At 66.4% G+C, this 21295-nt stretch carries 18 protein-coding genes; 12 read left to right on the forward strand and 6 right to left on the reverse strand.

Annotation, left to right across the window (positions count from 1 at the left end; translation table 11 throughout):
• Positions 1-4: 4 nt before the first annotated feature.
• On the reverse strand, positions 5-2086 hold the full coding sequence (locus ACYVKR_RS06065) for a ribonuclease catalytic domain-containing protein (protein ID WP_460479903.1): 2082 nt from the start codon (positions 2084-2086) through the stop codon (positions 5-7).
• Between the two features lie 36 nt (positions 2087-2122).
• On the reverse strand, positions 2123-2731 hold the full coding sequence (locus ACYVKR_RS06070) for a YqiA/YcfP family alpha/beta fold hydrolase (RefSeq protein WP_460480080.1): 609 nt from the start codon (positions 2729-2731) through the stop codon (positions 2123-2125).
• 37 nt (positions 2732-2768) lie between these two features.
• On the opposite strand from ACYVKR_RS06070, the gene rodA reads away from it, so the two are divergent.
• From rodA to ACYVKR_RS06090, 4 genes are all read left to right on the forward strand, one after another.
• A complete protein-coding gene (rodA, locus tag ACYVKR_RS06075) occupies positions 2769-3941 on the forward strand; it encodes a rod shape-determining protein RodA (RefSeq protein ID WP_460479904.1) in 1173 nt (390 codons plus the stop codon).
• A 77-nt stretch (positions 3942-4018) separates the two neighbouring features.
• The gene (gene tldD, locus ACYVKR_RS06080) at positions 4019-5509 is read left to right on the forward strand and encodes a metalloprotease PmbA/TldD family protein (protein WP_460479905.1); all 1491 of its coding nucleotides are present in this window, start codon (positions 4019-4021) and stop codon (positions 5507-5509) included.
• 347 nt (positions 5510-5856) lie between these two features.
• Positions 5857-7011, forward strand: coding sequence for a 3-deoxy-7-phosphoheptulonate synthase (locus tag ACYVKR_RS06085; RefSeq protein ID WP_460479906.1), 1155 nt, complete (start codon positions 5857-5859; stop codon positions 7009-7011).
• Between the two features lie 71 nt (positions 7012-7082).
• Positions 7083-7394 carry a hypothetical protein gene (locus tag ACYVKR_RS06090; protein WP_460479907.1) on the forward strand — a complete coding sequence of 104 codons (312 nt, stop codon included), beginning with the start codon at positions 7083-7085 and terminating at the stop codon, positions 7392-7394.
• Positions 7395-7466: 72 nt separating this feature from the next.
• Here the strand turns inward: ACYVKR_RS06090 and mpl are convergent, their stop codons facing one another.
• Positions 7467-8849 carry a UDP-N-acetylmuramate:L-alanyl-gamma-D-glutamyl-meso-diaminopimelate ligase gene (gene mpl, locus ACYVKR_RS06095; RefSeq protein WP_460479908.1) on the reverse strand — a complete coding sequence of 461 codons (1383 nt, stop codon included), beginning with the start codon at positions 8847-8849 and terminating at the stop codon, positions 7467-7469.
• A gap of 55 nt (positions 8850-8904) precedes the next feature.
• Here mpl and ACYVKR_RS06100 point away from each other — a divergent pair, with 55 nt between their 5' ends.
• The 8 genes from ACYVKR_RS06100 to ACYVKR_RS06135 all read left to right on the forward strand — a co-directional run bounded on the left by ACYVKR_RS06100 (position 8905) and on the right by ACYVKR_RS06135 (position 15873).
• Entirely contained in the window at positions 8905-9507 is a 603-nt protein-coding gene (locus ACYVKR_RS06100; RefSeq protein WP_460479909.1) for a hypothetical protein, read from the forward strand.
• Positions 9504-10067, forward strand: a complete 564-nt coding sequence (locus ACYVKR_RS06105; protein WP_460479910.1) for a TlpA disulfide reductase family protein — start codon at positions 9504-9506, stop codon at positions 10065-10067. The genes ACYVKR_RS06100 and ACYVKR_RS06105 overlap by 4 nt, the downstream gene beginning before the upstream one ends.
• A gap of 114 nt (positions 10068-10181) precedes the next feature.
• A complete protein-coding gene (accB, locus tag ACYVKR_RS06110) occupies positions 10182-10643 on the forward strand; it encodes an acetyl-CoA carboxylase biotin carboxyl carrier protein (RefSeq protein ID WP_460479911.1) in 462 nt (153 codons plus the stop codon).
• Positions 10644-10653: 10 nt separating this feature from the next.
• Positions 10654-12009 (forward strand): acetyl-CoA carboxylase biotin carboxylase subunit, encoded by a 1356-nt coding sequence (accC, locus tag ACYVKR_RS06115; protein ID WP_460479912.1) that lies wholly within the window; start codon positions 10654-10656, stop codon positions 12007-12009.
• A 186-nt stretch (positions 12010-12195) separates the two neighbouring features.
• Complete coding sequence (gene prmA, locus ACYVKR_RS06120; RefSeq protein ID WP_460479913.1) at positions 12196-13086, forward strand: 50S ribosomal protein L11 methyltransferase; 891 nt, start codon at positions 12196-12198, stop codon at positions 13084-13086.
• Between the two features lie 19 nt (positions 13087-13105).
• Positions 13106-14425, forward strand: a complete 1320-nt coding sequence (locus ACYVKR_RS06125) for a DUF3426 domain-containing protein (protein ID WP_460479914.1) — start codon at positions 13106-13108, stop codon at positions 14423-14425.
• A 27-nt stretch (positions 14426-14452) separates the two neighbouring features.
• Positions 14453-15361: a carbohydrate kinase family protein gene (locus ACYVKR_RS06130; protein ID WP_460479915.1), complete on the forward strand. Its 909-nt coding sequence runs from the start codon at positions 14453-14455 to the stop codon at positions 15359-15361.
• The gene (locus ACYVKR_RS06135) at positions 15358-15873 is read left to right on the forward strand and encodes a GNAT family N-acetyltransferase (protein ID WP_460479916.1); all 516 of its coding nucleotides are present in this window, start codon (positions 15358-15360) and stop codon (positions 15871-15873) included. The genes ACYVKR_RS06130 and ACYVKR_RS06135 overlap by 4 nt, the downstream gene beginning before the upstream one ends.
• A 104-nt stretch (positions 15874-15977) precedes the next feature.
• Here the strand turns inward: ACYVKR_RS06135 and ACYVKR_RS06140 are convergent, their stop codons facing one another.
• From ACYVKR_RS06140 to ACYVKR_RS06150, 3 genes are all read right to left on the reverse strand, one after another.
• On the reverse strand, positions 15978-16763 hold the full coding sequence (locus tag ACYVKR_RS06140) for a hypothetical protein (RefSeq protein ID WP_460479917.1): 786 nt from the start codon (positions 16761-16763) through the stop codon (positions 15978-15980).
• 193 nt (positions 16764-16956) lie between these two features.
• Positions 16957-18036 (reverse strand): ribonucleotide-diphosphate reductase subunit beta, encoded by a 1080-nt coding sequence (locus tag ACYVKR_RS06145; RefSeq protein WP_460479918.1) that lies wholly within the window; start codon positions 18034-18036, stop codon positions 16957-16959.
• A gap of 122 nt (positions 18037-18158) precedes the next feature.
• Positions 18159-21065, reverse strand: a complete 2907-nt coding sequence (locus tag ACYVKR_RS06150; protein ID WP_460479919.1) for a ribonucleoside-diphosphate reductase subunit alpha — start codon at positions 21063-21065, stop codon at positions 18159-18161.
• Between the last annotated feature and the right edge of the window lie 230 nt (positions 21066-21295).

Genomic DNA, 21295 nt, shown 5'->3' on the forward strand with positions numbered 1-21295 from the left:
GGTTTTAATTGTCAGTGCTTGCCACTGGGGTGTTGCCCTCACTGTCGCCCACGTCCACCGCGATCGCGATGGGGCCGGCCACAGCCTCCTCGTCTTCTTCTTCGTCCTGCGGCGATTCGCCCGCCACCGGGTTGGCCGCGGCATCGTCGAGCCGTTCGACCACGGTGCCGGTCACGTCGAGCGTGATCTCGTCGATCTCGCCGAGCTTGACCCGCACCTGCGCGCCGCGCGGCAGGTTCTGCGCGCCCAGCACCGGAAACACCAATGGTAGCGCATCGGCCCGCACCATGAAGCTGCCGTTCGCGCCTTCCTTGATGACGCTGGCGGTCAGCTCGGTGAGCTGGTTCTGCTCCAGGTACTTCAGCGTCCAGTAGCGCTCCATGCCGGCCTGGTAGCCGTTGTAGGCGCCGTAGGCGGCGTCGAAGCCGCTGATGATGGAGAACAGCTCCGCGTCCTTGGGCTTGAACGGCGCGGCCAGCGCGGCCGTGGCGCCGTGGCGCGCGCAGGCGATGATCTGCCACTGGTTCACCAGGTCGGTGTAGCGGCGCAGCGGCGACGTGGCCCAGACATAGCTCTTGACGCCGATGCCCGCGTGCGGCAGCGCCTTGGTCGACATGCGCACCTTGACGCCCGGCGCCAGGCTCGCCTGGCTGCGGTAGATGCCGGGCACGCCCAGCTCGGCCAGCCACTCGCCCCAGCTGCTGTTGGCGACGATGGCGGCCTCGGCCACGATCAGGTCCAGCGGCGCGCCGCGCTTGCGCACGCTGATCTGCACCGTCTCGCTGCCGTCGGGCACGTTGTCGCCGTTGCCCTGCAGGCGGAAGTTGTAGTCCGGCCGGTTGAAGTTCTCGGGCTTGCCGCGCACCACCTCGCGCTGGGCCTTGAGGTGCTTGGAAAGCCTATGCAAAAATGATAGCTCGCTGCGCTTGTCCAGCAAGGGTTGGGGCGTGTTTTCGACCTGAATCGACGGGTCGCCCAACCATTCCTCGGTGGCGATATGGTCGAGCTTGTCGTAGCGGAAGTTGACCACCACTGGCACGCGCTCGAGCTTCGTTTCCTTCGAGATGACTTCCAGCGTTTCCTCGTTGTACTTCACGTACAGCGACACCGCCGGGTTGGCGCGGCCTTCGTCCAGCGTGTAGATCTGCACCACCTCGTCGGGCAGCATGGTGACCTTGTAGCCGGGCATGTAGACGGTGGAATAGCGGCTGCGGCCGAGCTGGTCGAGCGGCGAGCCAGGCACGATGGCCAGGCCGGGCGCGGCGATGTGCACGCCCACCGTCACCGTGCCGCTGCCCAGGCCCTGCACCGACAGCGCATCGTCGATCTCGGTGGTGGCCGAATCGTCGATGGAATAGGCCTGGACATCGGCCAGCGGCAGGTCGGCCGGCGGCTGCGGCGCCGACAGCTGCGGGAAGCCCGTGCCCTTGGGGAAGTTGTCGAACAAGAAGCGCTGCCAGTGGAACTGGTACGAGGAGCGGATGGCGCCGGCCTCCTGCAGCAGCTGCAGCGGCGGCTTGTGCGCGCTGCGGCTGGCCTCGACCACGGCCTTGTACTCGGCCGCATTCTTGTCGGGACGGAACAGGATCTTGTAGAGCTGCTGCTGCACCGGCTCGGGGCAGCGGCCCGCCGCCAGCTCGGCGGCCCAGCCGTCGATCTGGGCCTGGATCTGCTGCTTCTTCTCGATCGCGGCCAGTGCCTGCTGCACGATCTCGGCCGGCGCCTTCTTGAAGCGGCCCTTGCCGGCGCGGCGGAAATAGTGCGGCGCCTCGAACAGCGCGAACAGCGCCGCCGCCTGCTCCACGGTGCTGGCGCTGGCCGAGAAGTAGTCGCGCGCCAGGTCGGCAAAGCCGAACTCCTCGTCGGGCGCGAACTCCCAGGCGAGTTGCGGGTCGAGCTCGGCGGCCTGCGCCTGCGCCTGCGCCATCAGCTCGGCGGGCGCGGGCTTGTCGAACTTGAGCAGGATGTTGGCAGCCTTGGCCTTGACCCGCTTGCCGGAGTCCAACTCGATCTGTGCGGAGCTTTCCGCTTCGGAGAGAATGCGGCCGGCCAGGAATTTGCCGGCATCGTCGAACAATGCGTACATGGGGCCGTATTGTCCCATGGCGCAGGGGGCGTTCCCCTATAACCGCCACCCGAGGAAGGCGGCAATCTCCGGCAGGTAGTCGGCAAAATTGGACAGCGCATGGTCGCCGCCCTCCTGCAGCCGCACCGTGGCATGGGGGTAGCGCTGCACCATTTCGCGCCAGTCCAGCACCTCGTCGCCCTTGGCGGCCAGCAGCAGCTCGGGGCCGGCGGGCAGCAGCGCACGCACGTCCAGCGCCTGCAGCTCGGCGATGAATTCGGGGCGGAAGAAGAAGCGCTCCTCGGGGTCGTGCCAGGCGGTTTGCTCGCCGATGTACTTGGCCAGGTCGCGCGCCGGGTTCACGGCGGGGTTGATCAGCACGCTCTTGCAGCCCAGGCGCTGCGCGGCCCAGCTGGCATAGAAGCCGCCCAGCGACGAGCCGATCACCGCCAGTTGTGGGGATTCGTGCCCGGGCTCGGCCACCGGCCAGCCGGCCGTCAGCTGCGCCACCAGCGCCATGGCCTCGCGCGGCGACGGCGGCAGCTGCGGGCAGCACCAGATGAGGCCGGGCGCATGCGCCTGCACATAGGCATGCATCTGCTGCGCCTTGGCGGAGCGGGGTGATGAGCGGAAGCCGTGCAGGTAGAGCAAATGGGTGGTGGGCATGCCGTCGATGATAGAGGGCGCGGCGATAATGGCGGCCATGCAGGATGTTCTCGACAAACCCAGTGTGCTGCAGCGCGCGCTGCCGATGCTGCGCGGCTACGACTGGCCGCTGATCTTCATCGTGGCGGTGCTGGCGGCCATCGGGCTGACGGCCATGTACTCGTCGGGTTTCGACCACGGCACGCGCTTTGCCGACCATGGCCGCAACATGCTGCTGGCCTGCGGCATCATGCTGGTGGTGTCGCAGATCCCGCCGCAGCGGTTGATGCTGCTGGCCGTGCCGCTGTACACGCTGGGCGTGGCCCTGCTGGTGGCGGTGGCGCTGTTCGGCATCACCAAGAAGGGCGCGCAGCGCTGGGTGAACGTGGGCATCGTCATCCAGCCCAGCGAGCTGCTCAAGATCGCCATGCCGCTGATGCTGGCCTGGTGGTTCCAGCGGCGCGAGGGCGCGCTGCGGCCGGTGGACTTCGTCGTGGCGCTGGGCCTGCTGGCGGTGCCGGTGGGGCTCATCATGAAGCAGCCCGACCTGGGCACCTCGCTGCTGGTGCTGGCCGCGGGCCTGTCGGTGATCTATTTCGCGGGCCTGCCGTGGAAGCTGGTGCTGCCGCCAGTGCTGCTGGGCCTGGTCGGCATCGTGCTGGTGGCGCTGTATGGCCACCATATCTGCGAGGACGGCATGGACCTGAAGGTGCTGCACGAGTACCAGCGCCAGCGCATCTGCACCTTGCTCGACCCCACGCGCGACCCGCTGGGCAAGGGCTTCCACATCATCCAGGGCATGATCGCCATCGGCTCGGGCGGCTTCCTGGGCAAGGGCTTCATGGCGGGCACGCAGACGCACCTGGAGTTCATCCCCGAGCGCACGACCGACTTCATCTTCGCGGCGTACTCCGAGGAGTTCGGGCTCGCGGGCAACCTGCTGCTGATTTTCTTCTTCCTGCTGCTGGTGTGGCGCGGCCTGGCGATCGCGCTCAGCGCCTCGTCGCTGTTCGGCCGGCTGATGGCCGGCGCGGTGGCGATGATCTTCTTTACCTACGCCTTCGTGAACATGGGCATGGTCAGCGGCATCCTGCCGGTGGTGGGCGTGCCGCTGCCTTTCGTGAGCTACGGCGGCACGGCCATGGTCACGCTGGGGCTGGCACTGGGCATCCTGATGTCGGTGGCGCGGGCGCAGCGGCAGCTGGTGGACGACCGCGGTCCCTTGCTCTGAGGCGCGGCGCGGCTTGTGCCGCGGGGTTTCGCCCTTACATGCGATGCATGCATGGTGCCAAGCCCTAGAATCCCGATATGACCACTGCCGCCTTCCCCGCCTCCGCGCTGCCCGAGATCGAATCCACCACGCAGCGCCTCGCCATCGCCCGCGACCTGCTGCTGACGCCCTTCGGGCTGGACGAGTCGCACCTGAGCCAGGCGCTGGCCGACATCCGCGCCCACCGCGTGGACGATGCCGACCTGTACTTCCAGTACACCCGCGCCGAGGGCTGGAGCCTGGAGGAGGGCATCGTCAAGACCGGCTCGTTCTCCATCGACCAGGGCGTGGGCGTGCGCGCCGTGGTGGGCGAGAAGACGGCATTCGCCTATTCGGACGATATTTCGCTGGCCTCGCTGCTGGATGCGGCGCACACCGTGCGCGCCATCGGCGCGCAGGGCCGCTCGGCCCGGGTCTCGGTGCCCAAGCGCGTCGTGGCGCCCAGCCGCTCGCTCTATCCCGAGCTGGACCCGATTGCCACGCTGGACAGCACGGCCAAGGTGCAACTGCTCGAAAAGGTCGAGAAGCTGGCCCGCGCCAAGGACCCGCGCGTCAAGCAGGTGATGGCCGGCCTCGCCAGCGAGCACGACGTGGTGCTGGTCGCGCGCGCCGACGGCACGCTGGCTGCCGACGTGCGCCCGCTGGTGCGCCTGTCGGTGACGGTGATCGCCGAGCACAAGGGCCGTCGCGAGGTCGGCTCGGCTGGCGGTGGCGGGCGCTTCGGCCTGGCGTATTTCGACGATGCCTTGATCCAGCAATACGTGGACGAGGCCGTCAAGGCCGCGATGACCAACCTCGAATCGCGTCCCGCACCGGCCGGCGAGATGACCGTGGTGCTGGGTCCCGGCTGGCCCGGCGTGCTGCTGCACGAGGCCGTCGGCCATGGCCTGGAAGGCGACTTCAACCGCAAGGGCTCCAGCGCCTTCTCGGGCATGATCGGCCAGCGCGTGGCCGCCAAGGGCGTGACGGTGCTGGACGACGGCACCATCGCCGACCGCCGTGGCTCGCTGAACGTGGACGACGAGGGCCACCCCTCGCAGCGCAATGTGCTGATCGAGGACGGCATTCTCAAGGGCTACATCCAGGACGCGATGAACGCCCGGCTGATGAAGGTCAAGCCCACCGGCAACGGCCGCCGCGAGAGCTATGCCCACATCCCCATGCCGCGCATGACCAACACCTACATGCTGGGCGGCGACAAGGACCCGCAGGAGATCATCGCCTCGATCAAGAAGGGCCTGTACGCCACCAACTTCGGCGGTGGCCAGGTCGACATCACCAGCGGCAAGTTCGTGTTCTCGGCCAGCGAGGCCTACTGGGTGGAGAACGGCAAGATCCTCTACCCCGTCAAGGGCGCGACCATCGTCGGCAGCGGGCCCGAGTGCCTGAAGCACGTGAGCATGATCGGCAACGACATGCGCCTGGACAGCGGCGTGGGCACCTGCGGTAAGGAAGGGCAGAGCGTGCCGGTCGGCGTGGGCCAGCCCACGATGCGCATCGACGGCCTCACGGTGGGCGGCACCGCCTGAGACTCGGTTAGTACCGATTTTTGCAAAGCGCATCCGTGGATGCGCTTTTTTATTGCCTGAAATGTATTTGAATGCAGGATTTTTGTGAATCTAATGGTGCGCAGTGATGATTTGCAGTTTTTTTGCGTTTGCAGCAAAAATGATTGCTGCGCCTGCACAGACTGTGGTACATTGACCGGATGCAAGTTCGCAGCGCTTTTTATTTTTACTTTTGGTTCTCGGTCCAAGGCGGACGAGAGGCCTGAGCGCGCGAGCACCCAAACCTCCCACCAAACCGCCGCAGCTGCAAAGCCCGGCGGTTTTTTGTTACCCCTTCCACACTCCCACGACCTTCAAAGGAACGACAGATGAACCCGACAGCGCACTCTGCCAGCGATGCCTGGTATCGCGGCGGCGAAAAGACCAGCCAGACCGACGACCAACGCATCCAGGACATCACCGTGTTACCGCCTCCCGAGCATCTGATCCGCTTCTTCCCGATCCAGGGTACCCCCGTGGAATCGCTGGTGAACAACACCCGCAAGACCATCAACAACATCATGGCCGGCGACGACGACCGCCTGCTGGTCATCATCGGCCCTTGCTCCATCCACGATCCCCAGGCTGCGATCGAGTACGCCCGCCGCCTGCAGGCCGTGCGCAAGGAGTACGAGGACACGCTGGAGATCGTGATGCGCGTGTACTTTGAGAAGCCCCGCACCACCGTGGGCTGGAAGGGCCTGATCAACGACCCTTACCTCGATGAGAGCTACCGCATCGACGAGGGCCTGCGCATCGCGCGCCAGCTGCTGATTGACATCAACCGCCTGGGCGTGCCGGCGGCCAGCGAGTTCCTCGACGTGATCTCGCCGCAGTACATCGCCGACCTGATCTCCTGGGGCGCCATCGGTGCGCGCACCACCGAAAGCCAGGTGCACCGCGAACTGGCCTCGGGCATCTCGGCGCCCATCGGCTTCAAGAACGGCACCGATGGCAACATCCGCATCGCCACCGATGCCATCCAGTCGGCCAGCCGCCCGCACCACTTCCTGTCGGTGCACAAGAACGGCCAGGTCGCCATCGTGCAGACCAAGGGCAACGCCAACTGCCACGTGATCCTGCGCGGCGGCAAGACGCCCAACTACAGCGCCGAGCACGTGGCGGCTGCCTGCAAGGACCTGGAGGCCGCGCACCTGCCGGCCACGCTGATGGTCGACTGCAGCCACGCCAACAGCTCCAAGCAGCACGAGAAGCAGCGCGAAGTGGCGCGTGACATCGGCCAGCAGATCGCCGGCGGCTCGCGCCAGGTCTTCGGCGTGATGATCGAAAGCCACCTGCAGGCGGGCGCGCAGAAGTTCACGCCCGGCAAGAACGATCCGGCCGCGCTGGCCTACGGCCAGAGCATCACCGACGCCTGCCTGGGCTGGGATGACTCGATCGCCACGCTGCGCGAGCTGTCCGAGTCGGTGAAGGCCCGCCGCATGCGCGCAAACACCGAAGAGGCCGAAGCAGCGGTCGTGTAAGCTTTTCGGTTCGGGGCGCCGCCGTGCCGCGCAGGCGGGCGGCTGCGCCGCAACCTAGAGGAGATGGCTGGATGCGCAATGCAATGAAGGTGGTTCTGGACGACGGGCAGGAGTTCCTGCACGACTTCGACAGCGGCGAGGCCATGAGCCATGAGGATGGCCGGCGCTGGCTGGATCAGGAATTCGTGCGCATGGACTGCGAGCCGCTGCGCGCCAGCGGCAAGGTGCTGATCGTGGACAAGGTGATCTCGGTGGCCAGGGCGGCAGGCGCTGCCGGGTTTGCCGATGCCGACTGGTTCACGCAGTACGCGGCGGCCAGCATCGGCGCGCTGGCCCGGCCCAGCGTGATCGTCAACACCCGCAAGATGACGGTGGATTTCTAGAACAGAAAATTCCAGTCAAAACGGCGGCCAGGGCAGATGGGATCTGCGCTGGCCGCTATTTTTTTGGGAGTTTCAGGGCTGCAGGGCAGCCAGCAGCTTGCCGTGCACGCCGCCAAAGCCGCCATTGCTCATGCAGACGACCACATCGCCCGGGCGGGCCGCGGCCTGCACCTGGCGCACCAACGTGTCCACATCGGGCGCAGTCTGGGCGCGGGCGCCCATGGGGGCCAGGGCCTGCGCGGCGTCCCAGTCCAGGCCGGCCGTGTGGCAGAAGGCGAGGTCGGCGGCCTCCAGCGACCAGGGCAGCTGCGACTTCATCGTGCCCAGCTTCATGGTGTTGCTGCGCGGCTCGAACACGGCGAGGATGCGCGTGGCCGGCCCCACCTGGCGGCGCAGGCCGTCGAGCGTGGTGCGGATGGCCGTGGGGTGGTGGGCGAAGTCGTCGTAGATCGCGATCTGGTTGACCGTGCCGCGCAGCTCCATGCGCCGCTTGACGTTGCGGAACTTGCCCAGCGCGGCCGCCGCGGTGGCGGGCGCCACACCCACGTGCTCGGCGGCGGCGATGGCGGCCAGCGCGTTGAGCTGGTTGTGCACGCCGCTCAGGCCCCATTCGACGCGGGCCACCGGGCGGCCGGCGCGCAGCACGTCGAAGGCATGCGGCTCGCCCTCGGCGCTGAATTCGTCCACCGCGCTGCCAAAGCGCACGACCTCGCTCCACACGCCCTGGTGCAGCACGCGGGTGAGGCTTTCCTCCAGCCCATTGGCCACGATGCGGCCCGAGCCGGGGACGGTGCGCACCAGGTGGTGGAACTGGCGCTCGATGGCGGCCAGATCGTCGAAGATGTCCGCGTGATCGAACTCCAGGTTGTTCAGCACGGCGGTGCGCGGGCGGTAGTGCACGAACTTGCTGCGCTTGTCGAAGAAGGCGGTGTCGTACTCGTCGGCCTCGATCACGAACAGTGGGCGTTCGCGGTCCGGGCCGCCGAGGCGGGCCGAGACGCCAAAGTCCAGCGGCACGCCGCCGACCAGGAAGCCGGGCGCGAGGCCGGCGGACTCCAGTACCCAGGTCAGCATCGAGGTGGTCGTGGTCTTGCCATGCGTGCCGGCCACGGCCAGCACGTGCCGGCCCTGCAGCACGTGCTCGGCCAGCCACTGCGGGCCGCTGGTGTAGCGGGCGCCGGATTCGAGGATGGCCTCCATCAGCGGAAACTTGGCACTGCCGTCGGCCAGCCGGGCGCGGCTGACCACATTGCCCACCACATACACATCGGGCTTCAGCGCCAGTTGGTCGGCGCCATAGCCTTCGATCAGCTCGATGCCCAGTGCGCGCAGCTGGTCGCTCATCGGCGGGTAGACGCCCGCATCGCAACCGGTGACCTTGTGACCCGCTTCTCGCGCCAACGCAGCCACCCCGCCCATGAAGGTGCCGCAAATACCCAGGATATGAATATGCATGCGGCGATTCTACGGGGGCAGGCGGCCGGGTTCGGCAGATGGGTCACAATGGGCCATGGACAATGATCTGACCTTGGAAATCGCCAATGCCGCCGCCCGCATGGTGGTGGAGGACGGCATGGAATGGGGCCCGGCCAAGAAGCGTGCGGTCAAGCTGCTGGGCGCGCCGGCCCGCACGGCGCTGCCCGACAACGGGGTGCTGGAAGAGGCCGTGCGCGACTACATCGCGCTGTTCTGCGCCGACACCCAGCCGCAGGAACTGCAGGCGCTGCGCGAGCTGGCCCTGGTGTGGATGGAACGCATGCAGGAGTTCCGCCCGCACCTGACCGGCGCGGTCTGGGGCGGCGTGGCCACGCGGCATTCCGACATCCATATCCAGCTGTTCTGCGATGATCCCAAGTCCGCCGAGATCGCGCTCATCAACCAGGGGGCCAGCTACGAGGTGTCGTCCACCTCGGGCATGCGCGGCGACAGCGTGGACGTGCTCAGCGTGGGCAGCCAGTGCAAGCCGCTCGGGCAGGTGGTGGGCGTGCATTTCATCATTTACGACAAGGATGATCTGCGCGGCGCGCTCAAGCCCGATGGGCGCGGCCGCGTCGCGCGCGGCAGCACCGAGGCGCTGCGCCGTTTGCTGGCAGAATCCGGGGCTGCACCATGAACGATGTGTCCTCTTCTTCTTCTTCTTCTTCTTCTTCGCCGAACCGCCGCTGGCTGCTGGGCTCCGTGGCCGCGGCGGCCGGTCTGGCCGGCGCGGGCTTTGCCTGGTGGCGGCACCAGCCTGCCGAGATGGCTCCCGATGCGGCGGCCGGCCTGTGGTCGCAGCAGTTTCCGGGGCTGTCCGGGCAGCCGGCGGTGGCGATGCGCCAGTTCCTGGGCAAACCCCTGCTGCTGAACTTCTGGGCCACCTGGTGCCCGCCCTGTGTCGACGAGCTGCCTCTGCTCGACCGCTTCTACCAGGAGCGGCGCGCGCAGGGCTGGACGGTGCTGGCGTTGGCCGTGGACCAGGAGGCCGCCGTGGCGCGCTTTCTGCAGAAGATGCCGCTGTCGATGCCCGTCGCCATTGCGGGCATGCCGGGTGCATCGCTGGGCAAGGAATTGGGCAATACCGCAGGCGGTTTGCCCTACAGCGTTCTGTTTGATGCCAAGGGGCAAGTTCAAGAACGTAAAATGGGACAACTTCACGAGTCCGACCTGCAAACCTGGAGCGGTCGGGTATAAATCTTTACATAGCCTGGCTATGTGCAGATGCCTGGAAATAGGATATTTTGAATCGAATAGGGCGGATTTCGAGTAAATTTGCGCCCTATTCGATTTTTCGCGGTGGGAGCTGCCATGGATTTACGCAAACTGAAAACCTTGATCGACCTGGTGTCGGAGTCCAACGTGTCCGAGTTGGAAATCACCGAAGCAGAAGGCAAGGTGCGCATCGTCAAGGGCGGTGGCGCGGTAGCCCAGCAATACATTCCGGCCATGCCCATGCCGGTGCAGCCCGCGGCGGCCGTGCCTGCTGCCGCCGCGCCTGCGGCCGGTGCCGAGCCCGCTGCAGCCCCGGCTGCGGAAGGCCACACGGTCAAGTCGCCGATGGTCGGCACCTTCTACCGTTCGTCGAGCCCCGGCGCCAAGCCCTTTGTCGAAATCGGCAGCGAGGTGAAGGAGGGCGAGACCCTGTGCATCGTCGAGGCGATGAAGATCCTCAACGAGATCGAGTCCGACAAGTCGGGCATCGTCAAGCGCATCCTGGCTGAGAATGGCCAGGCGGTCGAGTTTGGCCAGCCTTTGTTCGTGATTGAATAAGGCTGTGCCTATGTTCAAGAAAATACTGGTTGCGAACCGTGGGGAGATTGCCCTGCGGATCCAGCGCGCCTGCCGCGAGCTGGGCATCAAGGCGGTGATGGTCTATTCCGAGGCCGACCGCGATGCCAAGTACGTGAAGCTCGCGGACGAGGCCGTGTGCATCGGCCCGCCGCCGTCCACGCACAGCTACCTCAACATGCCGGCGATCATTTCCGCCGCCGAGGTGACGGATGCCGAGGCCATCCACCCCGGCTACGGCTTCCTGAGCGAGAACGCGGACTTCGCCGAGCGCGTGGAAAAAAGCGGCTTCCAGTTCATCGGCCCGACGCCCGAGAACATCCGCATCATGGGCGACAAGGTGTCGGCCAAGCAGGCGATGATCAAGGCCGGCGTGCCTTGCGTGCCCGGCTCGGACGGCGAGCTGCCCGATGATCCGGTGCAGATCCGCCGCATCGCCAAGGCCATCGGCTACCCCGTCATCATCAAGGCGGCGGGCGGCGGCGGCGGGCGCGGCATGCGCGTGGTGCACACCGAGGCAGCGCTGGTCAATGCGGTGCAGATGACCAAGGCCGAGGCCGGCGCGGCGTTCGGCAATCCTGCGGTGTACATGGAAAAGTACCTGCAGAACCCGCGCCACGTCGAGATCCAGATCATGGCGGACAAGCACCGCAACGCCGTCTACCTGGGCGAGCGCGACTGCTCCATGCAGCGCCGCCACCAGAAGGTGATCGAGGAGGCGCCCGCCCCCGGCATTCCGCGCAAGCTGATCGAGCGCATCGGCGAACGCTGCGTGAGCGCCTGCAAGCGCATCGGCTACCGCGGCGCCGGCACCTTCGAGTTCCTGTACGAGGACGGCGAGTTCTACTTCATCGAGATGAACACCCGCGTGCAGGTCGAGCATCCGGTGACCGAGCTGATCACCGGCATCGACATCGTCAAGACCCAGATCATGGTCGCGGCCGGCGAAAAGCTGCCGTTCACGCAGCGCCAGATCAACGGCCAGCTGCGCGGCCACGCCATCGAGTGCCGGGTGAACGCGGAAGATCCGTACAAGTTCACGCCGTCGCCGGGCCGGGTCACGACCTGGCATATGCCGGGCGGCCCGGGCGTGCGCGTCGATTCGCACGTCTATGCCAACTACTTCGTGCCGCCGAACTACGACTCGATGATCGGCAAGATCATCGTGCACGGCGACACCCGCGAAGAGGCCATCGCCCGCATGCGCACCGCGCTGCTGGAGACCGCCGTGGAAGGCATCACCACCAACCTGCCGCTGCACCGCGAGCTGATGGTGGATGCGCAGTTCAATGTGGGCGGCACCAACATCCACTACCTCGAAGAGTGGCTGGCGGCTCGCAAGCGCTGAAAAAGCATAGCGGCTTGCGCTCATCGTGCAAGGTTTTTCAAATGAAAACATGTTGAAAACCTTATACAGTGAGCGCAAGCAGCTCTTGATTCCATAGTGATGGATGCTGGCATTTCGTTGGGAATGCCAGCTTTTTACTTTCTGAGGACTTGCCCTGCGCAAGCCATGTTTGCAAGGATGCCCACCATGTTCGAACTCTGCCTGCTGTGCCCGGAAGACCGGGTGGAGAGCCTCAGCGATGCGCTGGAGGCGCTCGATGCGCTGAGCGTGTCGGTGGAGGATGCCGACGCGCACACCGAGGCCGAGCAGGCGCTGTTCGGCGAGCCCGGCATGCCGCCGCCCAAGGAGGGCTGGAGCCGCAGCCGCGTGGTCGCGCTGTTCCCCAGCCGCGAGGCCGCAGCCGAGGCACAGCAGCTGCTGCAGGTGCAGGACTTCTTCGCCGGCTGCAGCGTGCTGGCCGTGCGCGAGGTGGCACAGCAGGACTGGGTGCGGCTGACGCAGTCGCAGTTCGCGCCGGTGGACATCACACCCGATTTCTGGATCGTGCCGACCTGGCACGAGCTGCCGCCCGAGGCCACGCGCAGCATCCGCCTCGACCCGGGCCTGGCCTTCGGCACCGGCACCCATCCGACGACGCGCATGTGCCTGCGCTGGATCGCGCGCCAGCCCGAGGGCAGCCTCGGCCGCACGCTGGACTATGGCTGCGGCTCGGGCATCCTGGCCATCGGCGCCGCCAAGTTCGGCGCGGCGCAGATCGATGCCGTCGACATCGATCCGGCGGCCGTCGAGTCCACCGACTACAACGCGCAGGCCAACGGCGTGCAGCTGACCGCCGGCCTGCCGGACCGCGCGCAGGGCGTCTACGACACCGTGCTGGCCAATATCCTGGCCACGCCGCTCAAGGTGCTGGCGCCGCTGCTATGCGGCCATGTGGCCGCCGGCGGCAACCTGGTGCTGGCGGGCATCCTGGAGCGCCAGGCCGACGAGCTCAAGGCCGCCTACGCGCCCTACCTGCAGCTTGAGGTGGCGGACACGGAAGACGGCTGGATCCTGATGACGGCCCGGCGCGGCGCCTGACTTCTACAATGCGCAGACCATGAGCCAGATCACGCGTTGCCCGGAGTGCCACACCCGCTTCAAGGTGGTGGACGATCAGCTGCGCATCTCCGGCGGCTGGGTGCGCTGCGGCAAGTGCAAGGCGGTGTTTGACGCGCTGGCACACCTGTCGTCCAGGCCGCAGGCGGATGCGGCCGAGCCGGTGCAGCCGGCTGCCGCGGTGGCGGCCGAAGACCGGACGCCCGCCGATGCCAGCGACGAAGGCGCCTCGGCGGTGCTGGTCACGGCGAACTCCATCGCCATCGATCCCGAGGCACCGGTGCCAGAGCTGTCGGTGCTGGTGTTTCCGCGGCGCGCAGGCTTCGGCGACTCCACCTACGTGGACTCGACCTGGAAGGACTCCTACCTCGATCCCATGCCCGAGCCGGGCCTGGCCGAGCCGCAGCCCGAGTCCGAAGCAGACCCGCAGCCCCATGCGCTGGAAAGCGAGTGGGACGGCGCGCAGGCCGCTGGCGCGCGCATCAGCCCCGCGCTGTTCTCCGCGCACGAGGACATGAAGGAACTGCACGAGCGCGAGGAAAGGCTGCTGTCCGCCGCGGCCGGCCGGCGCGACGATGCAGACCTGGTGGAGCCAGACCCGGAGGCCATCGAGCCGCACGACAGCGGTCTCGCGGCCGCACAGCCCGCGCTGCCGCCGGAGGCCGAGGCGCCGCAGGCACCGGCCCATTCCCGGCTGTCGTCGTGGAGCGCCGCCGAAGACAAGATACTGGACCGCCCCCAGCCGGTCGCTGCCGATGCCGAGGCCGCCGATGGCCTGCTGGCCGGTGCGTCGGCGGCGCCGGCGGACGAACCCCGCTTCGTGCGCGATGCGCGGCGCAAGGCCTTCTGGGGCCGGCCCGGCGTGGTGGCAGTGTCGCTGCTGGCCGCGCTGGTGCTGGTGCTGGCGCTGCTCGCGCAATGGGGCATCCAGCAGCGCGACGGCATCGTGGCCCGCTACCCCGCCGTGCGCGCGGTGCTCGAGCCCTGGTGCGCCTGGGCCGGCTGCCAGATCGCGCCGGTGCGCCAGATCGAGCGCGTGCAGATCGACAGCACGAGCTTTCGCAAGATCGCGCCCCAGCAGTTCGAGCTGAGCGTGGTGCTGCGCAACCAGGCCGCCCATGTGGTGGCCATGCCGGCGCTGGAGCTGACGCTGAACGATGCGGCCGACAAGCTGGTGATACGCAAGGTGCTGCTGCCGGCCGAGCTCGGCGCACCCGCGGCCCTGCCGGCCAGCGGTGAATGGACGGCCAACGCCGTGGTGCAGGTCGTCGCCGGCGAGGCCGAGGTGGTCGGCTACCGCGTGCTGGCCTTCTACCCCTGAATAGATCTCTCTGACAAGAAAGCGAATATGGCTTCGTTGATTTGCGGTTCCCTGGCGTTCGACAACATCATGACCTTCGAGGGCAGGTTTGCGGACCAGATCATGCCCAACCAGATCCACATCCTGAACGTGTCGTTCCTGGTGCCCACGCTGCGCCGCGATTTCGGCGGCTGCGCCGGCAACATCGCCTATGCGCTGAAGCTGCTCGGCGGCGATCCGCTGCCCATGGCCGTGCTGGGCCATGACGGCGGCAGCTACCTGCAGCGCATGCAGGAGCTGGGCATCTCGACGCGCTTCGTGGCGCAGCTGGACGATATCTACACGGCCCAGTGCATGATCACCACCGACCTGGACAACAACCAGATCACAGCCTTCCACCCCGGCGCGATGATGCAGGCGCACACCAACGTGGTGACGGCGGATTGCGGCGCGCGCGTGGGCATCGTGGCACCGGACGGGCGCGATGCGATGCTGCAGCACGCCGAGCAATTGCATGCCGCGGGCATTCCCTTCGTCTTCGATCCGGGCCAGGGTCTGCCCATGTTCAATGGCGAGGAGCTGCGCCGCTTCATCGCGCTGGCCGACTGGGTCGCGGTGAACGACTACGAAGGCCAGATGCTGAGCGAGCGCACCGGCTGGGACTTCGCCACCATCTCGCAGCAGGTGCGCGGCCTGATGGTGACGCTGGGCGCGCAGGGCTGCGCGCTGTGGGAACGCGGCGAGCAGGCCGTGGTGCCCGGCCTGCAGGCGGCCGCCACGGTCGATCCCACGGGCTGCGGCGATGCCTGGCGCGGCGGCCTGCTGTGGGGCCTGGAGAACGGCCGCAGCCTGCGCGACTGCGTGGCGCTGGGCAACCGCATGGGCGCGCTGAAGATCGCCCAGCGCGGCCCGCAGAACTACCAGCTGGACTTCGATCCCGCGGCCCTGTGGGCATGACGCTCCAGCTGCGGCACGAAACCCCGGATGACGTGGCGGCAATCGATGCCGTCACGGTCGCGGCCTTTGCCGATGCGCCGCACACCAGCCACACCGAGCAGTTCATCGTGTATGCGCTGCGCCGAGCGAACGAGCTGGCGCTGTCCATCGTGGCCGAGGAGCAGGGGCAGATCGTCGGCCACGTCGCCGTGTCGCCGGTGGCGATCACCGGAGGCCGTGGCGGCGCCGACGGCTGGTATGGCCTGGGGCCGATCTCTGTGGTGCCGCAGCGGCAAGGGCGGGGCATAGGCGCGCGACTGATGCAGCAGGCGCTGGCCGATTTGCGAGCCATGCAGGCCGCGGGCTGCGTATTGCTGGGCGACCCTGCGTACTACACGCGCTTTGGTTTTCAGACCCATGCGGGCCTGGTGCTGCCGGGCGTGCCGCCCGCGTACTTCCTGGCGCTGGCCCTGCAGGGAGTGGTGCCCGAGGGCACGGTTCGCTACAGCGATGCCTTCGATGCGAGTGCTTGATCCGCAGTGAAAAGGCCGTACGGCGACGGGCTTCGGCCCATGCCGAGGGACCATGAAAAAAACCGGCCGAGGCCGGTTTTTTTAGGCGTGTCCCGTGATCGGAATCAGGGACGGTTGCTGGTCGGGAAGGGCCATGCGGCGTTGGTGCTCAGCACCGTCTTCACCTGCTCGGGGGCTGCAGCTTCAGCCTTCTTTTCAGGGGCAGGCTTGGCGGCGGCCTTCTTGGCCGATGCGGCCTTCTTGGCAGCAGGAGCCGCCTTCTTCGCAGCAGGAGCAGCTGCAGCCTTCTTGGCCGGAGCGGCCTTCTTCGCAGGAGCAGCGGCCTTCTTGGCCGGGGCAGCAGCCTTCTTCGCAGGAGCAGCAGCCTTCTTGGCCGGGGCGGCAGGCTTCTTCGCAGGAGCAGCGGCCTTCTTGGCCGGAGCAGCCTTCTTCGCAGGAGCTGCAGCCTTCTTGGCCGGAGCTGCCTTCTTCGCAGGAGCAGCAGCCTTCTTGGCCGGAGCAGCCTTCTTCGCAGGAGCAGCGGCCTTCTTGGCCGGAGCAGCCTTCTTCGCAGGAGCAGCAGCCTTCTTGGCCGGAGCAGCCTTCTTCGCGGGAGCAGCAGCCTTCTTGGCCGGAGCAGCCTTCTTCGCGGGAGCTGCAGCCTTCTTGGCCGGAGCAGCCTTCTTCGCAGGAGCTGCAGCCTTCTTTGCGGGAGCTGCAGCCTTCTTGGCCGGAGCAGCCTTCTTGGCAGCGGCGGCCTTCTTGGCGGGGGCAGCCTTCTTCGCAGGAGCTGCAGCCTTCTTGGCGGGGGCTGCCTTCTTCACTGCGGTTTTACCGGGAGCCGACTTCGCTGCCGCTGCTTTTTTGGGTGCGGCGGCTTTGGTGTCAGCGGACTTCTTCGTCGTTGCCATGCTCTTCTCCTTCGGTCAAATGAACAACAGACTTCATGCCCGATAAGAATTCGACACGAAGTTTTGATAGCAATTGCAATTGTGCATCACAGATCCCGTCGCGGCATAGCCCTGTCAAGCATTTTTGCTAGCAATTTTGCAGTTTTTCAACATAAAACCACAATTGCACGGCCGCTGATCCGCGAATTTCCCATCAATCCCACGACAGCGCGCCGCCGGTCTGGTACTCGATCACGCGCGTTTCGAAGAAGTTGCGCTCCTTCTTCAGGTCGATCATTTCGCTCATCCAGGGGAAGGGATTTTCTTCGTTGGGGAACAGCGCATCGAGCCCGATCTGCGTGGCGCGGCGGTTGGCGATGTAGCGCAGGTAGCCCTTGAACATCGAGGCGTTCATGCCCAGCACGCCGCGCGGCATGGTGTCTTCGGCATAGCGGTATTCGAGCTCGACGGCCTTCTGGAACAGCTCGGTGATTTCCTGCTTGAACTCGGCGGTCCACAGGTGCGGGTTCTCGAGCTTGAGCTGGTTGATCAGGTCGATGCCGAAGTTGCAGTGCATGGACTCGTCGCGCAGGATGTACTGGTACTGCTCGGCGGCGCCGGTCATCTTGTTCTGGCGGCCCAGCGCGAGGATCTGCGTGAAGCCGACGTAGAAGAACAGGCCTTCCATCAGGCAGGCGAAGACGATGAGAGACTTGAGCAGGGTCTGGTCGGTCTCGGGCGTGCCGGTGTGGAAGTTCGGGTCCATGATCGCCTCGATGAAGGGGATCAGGAACTCGTCCTTGTCGCGGATGGACTGGACTTCGTTGTAGGCGTTGAAGATCTCGGATTCGTCGAGGCCCAGCGACTCCACGATGTACTGGTAGGCGTGCGTGTGGATGGCTTCCTCGAAGGCCTGGCGCAGCAGGAACTGGCGGCACTCGGGCGCGGTGATGTGGCGATAGGTGCCGAGCACGATGTTGTTGGCGGCCAGCGAGTCGGCGGTCACGAAGAAACCGAGGTTGCGCTTGACGATGCGGCGCTCGTCCTCGGTCAGGCCGTTCGGCGACTTCCACAGCGCGATGTCGCGGTTCATGTTCACTTCCTGCGGCATCCAGTGGTTGGCGCAGGTGGCGAGGTACTTCTCCCAGGCCCACTTGTACTTGAACGGAACCAGCTGGTTCACGTCGGTCTTGGCGTTGATGATGCGCTTGTCGGAGGCCTTGACGCGCTGCGACTGCGCCGCGCCTTCGGCGGCCGGGGAGGTGGTGTTGGAGTCGTCGTCGAAGGACAGCATGGGGTGTTCCGGTGATTCAAAAAGAAGAGCTGCTGGCGCTCATGTTTCTTCGGTTATGAAGTGATTTCATATTGAAATCATTGGAACATGAGCGCTGGCAGCTATGGTTTTTCAATGAGCGCTTACTGGCAAGCCTCGCAGCCCGGGTCGTCGATGGCGCAGAACTTGATGTCGGTGGCCGGGGCCTGTGCGAGCGCGGCGGCGGCTGCGGCATCGAGTGCGCTCATCGCCGGCGCGGCCTGCGAGGCGCTGGGCACGGCGTTCAGCACGCGGCTCTGCACGGTGGACTTCTCGACCTGCGTGGCACTGGTGGTGCGCAGGTAGTAGGTGGTCTTGAGGCCACGCAGCCAGGCCAGCTTGTAGGTCTCGTCGAGCTTCTTGCCCGAGGCGCCGGCCATGTAGATGTTCAGCGACTGGGCCTGGTCGATCCACTTCTGGCGGCGCGACGCGGCCTCGACCAGCCACTGCGGATCGACTTCGAACGCGGTGGCGTACAGGGCCTTGAGTTCCTGCGGCACGCGGTCGATGGGGTACAGCGAGCCGTCGAAGTGCTTGAGGTCCATGACCATCACCTCGTCCCACAGGCCCAGGCGCTTGAGGTCGCGCACCAGGTACTGGTTGATGATGGTGAACTCGCCCGACAGGTTGGACTTGACCGACAGGTTGCCGAACGAGGGCTCGATCGACGCGTCGACGCCGACGATGTTGGAGATGGTGGCAGTGGGCGCGATGGCGACGCAGTTGGAGTTGCGCATGCCGTCCTTGGCGATCTTCTTGCGCAGGGCATCCCAGTCCAGCGTCATGCTGCGGTCGACCTGCACGTAGTCGGCGTTGCCGCGCGCATCGGCCAGCAGGTTCAGCGAGTCCAGCGGCAGGATGCCCTGGCTCCACAGCGAGCCCTGGTAGCTGGAGTAGCTGCCGCGCTCCTGGGCCAGCTCGGTCGAGGCCCAGTAGGCGTAGTAGCACACGGCTTCCATCGATTCGTCGGCGAACTGCACGGCGGCGTCGCTGGCGTAGGGCGTGTGCAGCAGGTACAGCGCATCCTGGAAGCCCATGATGCCCAGGCCCACCGGGCGGTGGCGCAGGTTGGAGTTGCGCGCCTTGTCCACGGCGTAGTAGTTGATGTCGATCACGTTGTCGAGCATGCGCATCGCGGTGGCGATGGTCTTCTTGAGCTTGTCGTGGTCGAGCGTGCGGCCGCCCTGGCCGTTGTCCTTGAGGTGGCGGCTGAGGTTCACCGAGCCCAGGTTGCAGACGGCGGTTTCCTCGTCGCTGGTGTTCAGCGTGATCTCGGTGCACAGGTTGGACGAGTGCACCACGCCGGCGTGCTGCTGCGGCGAGCGCAGGTTGCAGGCGTCCTTGAAGGTGATCCAGGGGTGGCCAGTCTCGAACAGCATCGACAGCATCTTGCGCCACAGATCGACCGCGGGCAGGGTCTTGTGCAGCTTGAGCTCGCCGCTGGCGGCCTTCGCCTCGTAGCCCCGGTAGGCCTTCTCGAACTCGGTGCCGAACTTGTCGTGCAGGTCAGGGCAGTCGGACGGCGAGAACAGCGTCCACGAGCCCTTCTCGATCACGCGCTTCATGAACAGGTCGGGAATCCAGTTCGCCGTGTTCATGTCGTGCGTGCGGCGGCGGTCGTCGCCGGTGTTCTTGCGCAGTTCGAGGAACTCCTCGATGTCGAGATGCCAGGTCTCCAGGTAGGTGCAGACCGCGCCCTTGCGCTTGCCGCCCTGGTTCACGGCCACGGCCGTGTCGTTGACGACCTTGAGGAAGGGCACCACGCCCTGCGATTCGCCGTTCGTGCCCTTGATGCGCGAACCCAGGGCGCGCACGCGCGTCCAGTCGTTGCCCAGGCCGCCGGCGAACTTGGACAGCAGCGCGTTTTCCTTGATCGATTCGTAGATGCCGTCGAGGTCGTCGGGCACCGTGGTCAGGTAGCACGAGGACAGCTGCGAGCGCAGCGTGCCGCTGTTGAACAGCGTGGGCGTGGACGACATGAAGTCGAACGACGACAGCAGCTCGTAGAACTCGATGGCACGGCCGTTGCGGTCGGCCTCGCCCAGCGCCAGGCCCATGGCCACGCGCATGAAGAAGGCCTGGGGCAGCTCGATGCGGGTCTTCTTGACGTGCAGGAAGTAGCGGTCGTACAGCGTCTGCAGGCCCAGGTAGTCGAACTGCTGGTCGCGCTCGGCCTTCAGCGCCGCGCCCAGGCGCGGCAGGTCGAACTTCAGCATCTCGGGGTTCAGCAGCTCGTTGTCCACGCCCTTCTGGATGAAGCCCGGGAAGTAGTCGGCGTAGGCGGCGCCCATGTCGCTGGCGGCCACGTCCTGGCCGATGACTTCGCGCACGATGGTGTGCAGCAGCAGGCGCGCGGTGACGAAGCTGTAGTCGGGCTCCTTCTCGATCAGCGTGCGCGCGGCCAGGATCGAGGCCTTGAACACTTCGTCCATCTGCACGCCGTCGTACAGGTTGCGCAGCGTCTCGGTCAGGATAGGCGCGGGCTCCACGTCCTTGCCCAGGCCCTGGCAGGCGGCGGCGATGCGGTCGTTGAGCTTCTTCACGTCGAGCACGACGCGTTGGCCGCCTTCCAGCACATGCAGGCTGGGCGAGGATGCCGGGGCGTGCTGGGTCTGCAGCTGCGAGCGTTCCTGGTTGCGGCGCTCGCGGTACAGCACGTAGGCGCGGGCCACTTCGTGCTTGCCGCTGCGCATCAGGCCCAGCTCGACCTGATCCTGCACGTCCTCGATGTGGAAGGTGCCGCCGCCGGGGCGCGAGCGCATCAGGGCGCGCACCACGGTCTGGGTCAGCTCTTCGACTTCTTCGCGCACGCCGGCCGAGGCCGAGCCTTGGGCACCGTGCACGGCCAGGTAGGCCTTCATCATCGCCGTGGTGATTTTCTGCGGCTCGAACGGAACCACGGCGCCGTTGCGGCGCATGATCTGGTAGTCAGGAAGAACCGTGGAACCGGGGATGGATCGGTCGCTGGTGGCGACAGCGGTCAACTCTGCAGAAAGCGGCGCAGCGTTCATGGTGTCCTCTTTGGATGGTACGGAAAAACAGGGGGGAAACAGGCGCGGATGACCAGCAAGGCAGCGATCGGCGTGATGGACTGCAACACTATAGGTAGTGTCTGGAGATCCTGCGAAACACTACTGGTAGTGTACAGCGCAATGGCTGCCTTGTTGGTGTCAGCAATTGTGTTAGGTGGGCACGCGACCCGCCGGGAGCCGCCGCAGCGCCTTGCGGCATCTGCATTTGC

The sequence above is a fragment of the Comamonas humi genome, from assembly GCF_054782535.1.

Bases quoted from the DNA above. Each gene is read 5' to 3' on its own strand.
- mpl (WP_460479908.1), bottom strand. From the start codon at position 8,849: ATGCATATTCATATCCTGGGTATTTGCGGCACCTTCATGGGCGGGGTG.
- tldD (WP_460479905.1), top strand. From the start codon at position 4,019: ATGACCACTGCCGCCTTCCCCGCCTCCGCGCTGCCCGAGATCGAATCC.
- ACYVKR_RS06125 (WP_460479914.1), top strand. From the start codon at position 13,106: ATGAGCCAGATCACGCGTTGCCCGGAGTGCCACACCCGCTTCAAGGTG.
- ACYVKR_RS06145 (WP_460479918.1), bottom strand. From the start codon at position 18,036: ATGCTGTCCTTCGACGACGACTCCAACACCACCTCCCCGGCCGCCGAA.
- ACYVKR_RS06090 (WP_460479907.1), top strand. From the start codon at position 7,083: ATGCGCAATGCAATGAAGGTGGTTCTGGACGACGGGCAGGAGTTCCTG.
- ACYVKR_RS06070 (WP_460480080.1), bottom strand. From the start codon at position 2,731: ATGCCCACCACCCATTTGCTCTACCTGCACGGCTTCCGCTCATCACCC.
- prmA (WP_460479913.1), top strand. From the start codon at position 12,196: ATGTTCGAACTCTGCCTGCTGTGCCCGGAAGACCGGGTGGAGAGCCTC.
- ACYVKR_RS06085 (WP_460479906.1), top strand. From the start codon at position 5,857: ATGAACCCGACAGCGCACTCTGCCAGCGATGCCTGGTATCGCGGCGGC.
- ACYVKR_RS06100 (WP_460479909.1), top strand. From the start codon at position 8,905: ATGGACAATGATCTGACCTTGGAAATCGCCAATGCCGCCGCCCGCATG.
- rodA (WP_460479904.1), top strand. From the start codon at position 2,769: ATGCAGGATGTTCTCGACAAACCCAGTGTGCTGCAGCGCGCGCTGCCG.
- ACYVKR_RS06140 (WP_460479917.1), bottom strand. From the start codon at position 16,763: ATGGCAACGACGAAGAAGTCCGCTGACACCAAAGCCGCCGCACCCAAA.
- ACYVKR_RS06150 (WP_460479919.1), bottom strand. From the start codon at position 21,065: ATGAACGCTGCGCCGCTTTCTGCAGAGTTGACCGCTGTCGCCACCAGC.
- ACYVKR_RS06135 (WP_460479916.1), top strand. From the start codon at position 15,358: ATGACGCTCCAGCTGCGGCACGAAACCCCGGATGACGTGGCGGCAATC.
- accB (WP_460479911.1), top strand. From the start codon at position 10,182: ATGGATTTACGCAAACTGAAAACCTTGATCGACCTGGTGTCGGAGTCC.
- ACYVKR_RS06065 (WP_460479903.1), bottom strand. From the start codon at position 2,086: ATGTACGCATTGTTCGACGATGCCGGCAAATTCCTGGCCGGCCGCATT.
- ACYVKR_RS06105 (WP_460479910.1), top strand. From the start codon at position 9,504: ATGAACGATGTGTCCTCTTCTTCTTCTTCTTCTTCTTCTTCGCCGAAC.
- ACYVKR_RS06130 (WP_460479915.1), top strand. From the start codon at position 14,453: ATGGCTTCGTTGATTTGCGGTTCCCTGGCGTTCGACAACATCATGACC.
- accC (WP_460479912.1), top strand. From the start codon at position 10,654: ATGTTCAAGAAAATACTGGTTGCGAACCGTGGGGAGATTGCCCTGCGG.